Genomic DNA, 5,747 nt, shown 5'->3' with positions numbered 1-5,747 from the left:
TCCCCGTCGAGGCCGACGGCGAAGCGGCGACGGGAGCGGCGGACGTACCAGTTCGACAGGTCGTCGACGAACGCCGACAGGAGCTTGCCGGCGCGCTGGGTGCGTCAACGACAGGGCGTGGACCGCCTTGTCCGCCAAACACTGGTGCGACTTGCGGCAGCGGGTGGCACATGAGTGCGAGCGGAACGGTCAGAAGTCGAAGCCGAGCTGGCCCTCGATCTGCGGAACGTTTCCCTCCGCCCAACTGCGGGCCTTCTTGAGGTGCCGCCACTGGGGCAGCGCATCAAGATACGCCCATGACAACCGGTGGTACGGGGTGGGGCCCCGCTCCTCCAGTGCGGCCTTGTGCACGGGTGAGGGATACCCGGCGTTGGCCGCGAAAGCGAAGTCTGCATGGTCGATGCCCAGTTCGGCCATCATTTTGTCGCGCTGAACCTTGGCGATCACCGAAGCGGCCGCGACCGCCACGCACGACTGGTCGCCCTTGATCACCGTACGGACCCGCCAGGGGTCCCCGAGGTAATCGTGCTTCCCGTCGAGGATGACCGCGTCGGGGCGAACGGGCAAGGCTTCCAGGGCCCGCACCGCGGCGAGACGGAGCGCGGCCGTCATCCCCAGGTCGTCGATCTCTTCGTGGGAGGCGTGCCCCAAGGCGTAGGCCGTGACCCACTTGCGGAGTTCTTCGGCGAGTTCGGTGCGTCGTCTGACCGCGATGAGCTTGGAGTCGGTGAGGCCTTCGGGCGGTCGGCGCAGTCCGGTGACCGCCGCGCAGACGGTGACGGGGCCGGCCCACGCACCGCGCCCCACCTCGTCGACGCCGGCAATGACCTTGGCGCCGGTCGTGGCGCGGAGTGAGCGCTCGACGGCATGAGTGGGTGGTTCGTACGGCATGGCGCCCTCAGGGTACGCCGCTCGGAACCCCCTGCGACACCCGGGTTTCCCCGAGCCCGCCGAAGACCGTTCCGATCCGGCTTTACGCACCGCCGGGCCGGAGCAGCGGAACCATCAACTGGTCGATCATTTCCTCGATGTCGTGGTCGCCCCATTCACTGCCGCACATCTTCGAGCGGTACATCATCATCGCCGGGATGGCGTCCAGGACATAGCTGTTGGAGGCGTCGGAGCGGACCTCACCCCGCTCTATTCCACGGTTGATCACCTCCCCGAGCAGTCGGATCGTCGGCTCCACGACCCCTTCGAAGATCACGCCGTGGAAGCGCTCCGCCTGGGCGGTGTCGCATTCGTGAATCACCGAGCGCAAGGCGTATCCGGGGCGCGAGTACATCGCGTCGCGCGCCTGCGCGCACAACGTCAGCAGGTCCTCACGCACGCTCCCGAGGTCGGGTGCCTCGTTCAGGCGCGGCAGCCCTGCCTGCAGCGCATCCGCAACGAGGTCCTCCTTGGACGACCAGCGCCGGTAGACCGCGGCCTTGCCGGTCTGGGCGCGGGCGGCGACGCCTTCCATCGTGAGCGCGTTCCATCCGACCGTGCCGAGTTGTTCCAACGCGGCGTCCAGGATCGCGCGTTCGAGCACGGCGCCGCGGCGTCGGAGGGAGGCCGTCTGAGCGGGGGCGGCCGTCCAGCCCGAAGTAACCATCTGAGTGTCTCCAGCGAGCAGTGGAATGGGGATTCCGGGGATCAGGGATGCGTCACGTGGCAACGACGGGGACGAGCCGCACGAAGGCGAGTTAAGTGAACGCTTGCGTTCACTGTCGGGGACTCACTACCGTTGACGCGGCAGTGAACGCGAGCGTTCACTAACACACTTGTGGGGGACCCATAGTGACAACCTCTCAGTTGACTCAGCACCCAAAGCCAGGAGCGGCCCGCCGGGAGGGGCATCCCGGCATCGCACTCGCGGTCATCGCGGCCTGCCAACTCATGGTGGTACTCGACGCGACGATTGTGAACATCGCGCTCCCGCACATTCAAGCCGCACTCAGTTTCAGCACCACCGACCTCACCTGGGTCGTCAGCGCCTACACGCTCACCTTCGGCGGCCTGCTGCTTCTCGGCGGCCGAGCCGGTGACATCCTCGGCCGGCGGCGGGTGTTCACCACCGGCATCCTGCTCTTCACCTTCGCTTCGCTGCTCGGCGGTCTCGCCCAGGAACCCTGGCAGTTGCTGGCCGCGCGCGTGCTGCAGGGCGTAGGTGGCGCGATCGCGTCGCCCACCTCGCTGGCACTGATCACCACCACGTTCCCCGAAGGCCCGGAGCGGAACAGGGCGTTCGGAGTCTTCGCCGCGGTCTCGGCGGGCGGCGGCGCGATCGGTCTGCTCGCGGGCGGCATGCTCACCGAGTGGCTCGACTGGCGCTGGGTGTTCTTCGTCAACCTGCCGATCGGCGTACTGATCGCCGTGCTCACACCGCTGTACATCAACGAGTCCGAACGCCACACCGGCCGCTTCGACATCACGGGCGCGCTGACCTCGACGGCGGGCATGGCGTCCCTCGTCTACGGCTTCATCCGCGCGGCCGACAAGGGGTGGCGCGACAGCCTGACCATCGGCTCCTTCGCCGCGGCGGTCGTCCTGCTGCTGGCCTTCGTGATCACGGAGTCCCGGGCCAAGGAGCCGATCACTCCGCTCAGGATGTTCGCCGACCGCAATCGCTCGGGCACGTACGTGATCATGCTGAGCCTGGCCGCTGCGATGTTCGGCATGTTCTTCTACATCGTCCTCTTCGTGCAGAACGTGCTGGGGTACACCCCGATCCAGGCGGGTCTCGCCTTCCTGCCGGTGACGGTCGTGATCGCGGCCGGCGCGGGGCTGTCCCAACGGTTCCTCCCGGTGCTCGGGCCACGGCCCTTCATGCTCATCGGGTCGACGCTCGCGGTGATCGGGCTGGCCTGGCAGACCCTGATCAGCTCGGACAGTTCGTACGTCGGCGGAGTGCTCGGCCCGATGCTCGTGTTCGGCTTCGGGATGGGCCTGAACTTCGTGACGCTGACGGTGACCGCCGTCTCCGGTGTCGCCCAGCACGAAGCGGGCGCGGCCTCCGCGCTGCTCAACGCCATGCAGCAGGTGGGCGGTTCGCTCGGTCTGTCCATCCTGACCACGGTGTTCGGCTCGGCAGGCAAGGACGAGGCGAAGAAGCAGCTGCCGAAGTTCCTGGCCGACGGATCGGCTGAGCAGAAAGCGACGTTCTCCAAGACGCACCAACTGCCCGCGCCATGGGGGCACGAGGTGCTCGCGCACGGCATCTCGACGGCCTTCGTACCGGCCGCCGCGATGGCCGTACTCGCCCTGGTCACCGCCTGGTTGGTGATCCGGGTCCGCAAGAGCGACCTCGACGCACTCGCGGGCACGGCGGGCGCGGGGGGCGGCTGACCGGCCGGGCCCTGTCGGGGCCCGGCCCATCAATACCAGCGAAAACCTCATGACCGCGCCCCCCGACTGTCGTGTCCTGTCCGTGCGGACCCATGTGTCGCACAGCAACTGCCACGACAACGGGCGGGCGGTCACGGAGAGTTCCCAACAGGCACAGAGAGTTTCATCCGGATGCGGGCGGCGCCGCCCGGTGGAAAAGCGAGGACGTCAGACGGACACCGGAACCCAGCCCGGCAGCGACTCCGTCCGCTCCAGCCATTCGGCGGGCGGCGTCCCCGCCTTCCCGCCGGCGATCACGCCGCCCACGATGGCGCAGGTGGTGTCCACGTCCCCGCCGACCTGGGAGGTGCCCCAGAACGCCCCCTCGTAGTCGCTGAGGCCGCGCGCGGCCGACCAGAGCGCGAAGGGGACCGTGTCGTGAGCGGACGTACGACGTCCGCAGCCGAGTACGGCCGCGACGGTGCCCGGATCGGCGTAGTCGAGCATGTCCCGGGCGCGCCGCAGGCCCGCACCGACGGCGCTCTTCGGTACGAGTGCGATGACGCCGTCGAGAAGTGCCTCGGCACTGGGCGGGCCGCTGGGAGCCGCGGCCAGCGCGGCGGCCGCGGCGACGGCCATGGCGCCGACCACGGCCTCACGGTGCTGGTGCGTGGGGTAGGCGGAGATCTCCGCCTGGTGGGTGGCCTGCTCGGGGTCGTCCGCGTACCAGGCACCCAGGGGCGCGATACGCATCGCCGCGCCGTTGCCCCACGATCCCTGTCCGTTGAAGAGCGCTGCGGACAGTTCGCGCCAGTCGCCGCCTTCGCGGACGAGGCGCAACAGCCGGTTGACCGCGGGGCCGTAGCCGCGGTCGAAGTCGTGGTGTTCGGCGAAGGAGTGCGCCAGGGCGTCCTGGTCGACGCGGTGGTGGGCGGCCAGGACGGCGACCACGGAGCAGGCCATCTCCGTGTCGTCCGTCCACTGCCAGGGCGACGGGGGCAGTTCGCGGCGCTTGAGCAGCGGGTGGTTCGCGGGGACGAAGAACTGTGAGCCCAGCGCGTCGCCCACGGCGAGTCCACGCAAGCTGGCCAGGGCGCGGTCCAGGCGCCGGTCGGGAGTGTCGGAAGAGGAGTCAGCGATCATCGGTCCGCCACTCTATCCGGTGATCCCGTACGGCTCCGGGTCTCGCCAGCTGTCGAACGGCCGGTCCAGCGCGTACCTGCCGTCCTCTCCCAGAACGAGCATCCGCATCTCGGCGTTCCCCGGATTCGACAGGGACTCGAACTCCGCGACCGTCCAGTGGAACCAGCGCATGCAGAACAGCCGCATCGCCAGGCCGTGTGTCACCAGGAGCACGTTCGGCGGGTGGTCGGGGGCCTCAAAACTGCGGTACAGGCTCTCCAGGAAGCCGCCCACGCGGTCGTAGACGTCGGCACCGGACTCACCCTGGGCGAAGCGGTAGAAGAAGTGCCCGTACGCGTCCCGGTACGCCTTCTGGAGGCGTACGTCGTCTCGGTCCTGCCAGTTCCCCCAGTCCTGTTCGCGCAGCCGTGGCTCCTCGCGTACGCGGACGAGGTCGGGGTCGAGGTGGAAGGCGCGGAAGGTCTCGTGCGTACGTCGGTACGGGGAGACGTACACGCTGATGCGCTCGCGGCCGAACACCTCCCGCAACCGCTTTCCAGTCTCCTCCGCCTGTCGCCAGCCCTGGTCGGTCAGCGCCAGGGAATGGTCGGGTTCACGCTCGTACACAGTGTCATCAACATTGCCCGTTGACTCGCCGTGCCGGACAAGGACGATGCGCCGTGGTCGTGCCATGCCAAAACCCTAGATCGAGTGAGGGCATATCGAGCACTCGTACGGGCTCCATACGGCGTAGGTCACACGAATTCTGCCCGATCGGCCACATAGGGGCGCACGATTCACACAGCGGGACGCCGATGACGTCAGTTCGGATTTCAAACCGTCCAGGACGGTTCCAGTTGCACGATGTCGCCCGTGAGGGAGGCGACGTCCGCCTCGATCTGGGCCCGTAGGGCGAGCCGCTCGACCCGCTCGGTGCGGTACTTGCCGTGCTCGGCGGCCGAGTGCCACATCGACAGCACCATGAACTCGTGTCCCGGGGCCTCGCCGAACAGCCCTCGGAGCATGCCGGGGGAACCGGCCATCGCCGGGTTCCAGACCTTCTCCTGCATCAGCGTGAAGTGCTCGGCGCGTTCCTCGTGGACGCGGCACAGGGCCACCCGCACCAGGTCGGCGTCGGTGAAGCGCGGTTCGAAGCCGGTCTTCACGTCGAAGCGGTGGTCGAACAGCTTGACCTGCGCGTCCTTGAAGGTGCCCGCCTGGGCCGACGCCAGCCGGTCGTGGGACCGGGCCATGAAGGAGTCGTAGAAGGCACGGCTTTCCCAGAACGCGAAAATGTGTGCCACCCCTGGCCGCGC

At 68.4% G+C, this 5,747-nt stretch carries 6 protein-coding genes; 1 reads left to right on the top strand and 5 read right to left on the bottom strand.

The annotated features are described in order from the left end of the window. Positions 1–189: 189 nt before the first annotated feature. Together rnhB and ACNFOC_RS49980 are read right to left on the bottom strand one after the other, a co-directional pair. Positions 190–891 carry a ribonuclease HII gene (gene rnhB / locus ACNFOC_RS49985; RefSeq protein WP_416965638.1) on the bottom strand — a complete coding sequence of 234 codons (702 nt, stop codon included), beginning with the start codon at positions 889–891 and terminating at the stop codon, positions 190–192. Between the two features lie 82 nt (positions 892–973). Continuing rightward, positions 974–1,597 carry a TetR/AcrR family transcriptional regulator gene (locus ACNFOC_RS49980; protein ID WP_416965637.1) on the bottom strand — a complete coding sequence of 208 codons (624 nt, stop codon included), beginning with the start codon at positions 1,595–1,597 and terminating at the stop codon, positions 974–976. 185 nt (positions 1,598–1,782) lie between these two features. On the opposite strand from ACNFOC_RS49980, the gene ACNFOC_RS49975 reads away from it, so the two are divergent. After that, complete coding sequence (locus ACNFOC_RS49975) at positions 1,783–3,330, top strand: MFS transporter (protein WP_416965636.1); 1,548 nt, start codon at positions 1,783–1,785, stop codon at positions 3,328–3,330. A 207-nt stretch (positions 3,331–3,537) separates the two neighbouring features. On the opposite strand, the gene ACNFOC_RS49970 is transcribed toward ACNFOC_RS49975, so the two are convergent. The 3 genes from ACNFOC_RS49970 to ACNFOC_RS49960 form a co-directional block, all read right to left on the bottom strand. Continuing rightward, positions 3,538–4,452, bottom strand: a complete 915-nt coding sequence (locus ACNFOC_RS49970; protein WP_416965635.1) for an ADP-ribosylglycohydrolase family protein — start codon at positions 4,450–4,452, stop codon at positions 3,538–3,540. Positions 4,453–4,464: 12 nt separating this feature from the next. Continuing rightward, a complete protein-coding gene (locus ACNFOC_RS49965) occupies positions 4,465–5,124 on the bottom strand; it encodes a histidine phosphatase family protein (protein WP_416965634.1) in 660 nt (219 codons plus the stop codon). A gap of 140 nt (positions 5,125–5,264) precedes the next feature. After that, a partial coding sequence (locus ACNFOC_RS49960) for a DUF4937 domain-containing protein (protein ID WP_416965633.1) occupies positions 5,265–5,747 on the bottom strand: 483 nt, incomplete at its 5' end.

Source organism: Streptomyces colwelliae (genome assembly GCF_048158785.1).
Lineage (GTDB): Bacteria > Actinomycetota > Actinomycetes > Streptomycetales > Streptomycetaceae > Streptomyces.
Note: the sequence above shows the minus strand (reverse complement) of the source record. Positions and strands in the feature narration are given on the sequence as shown.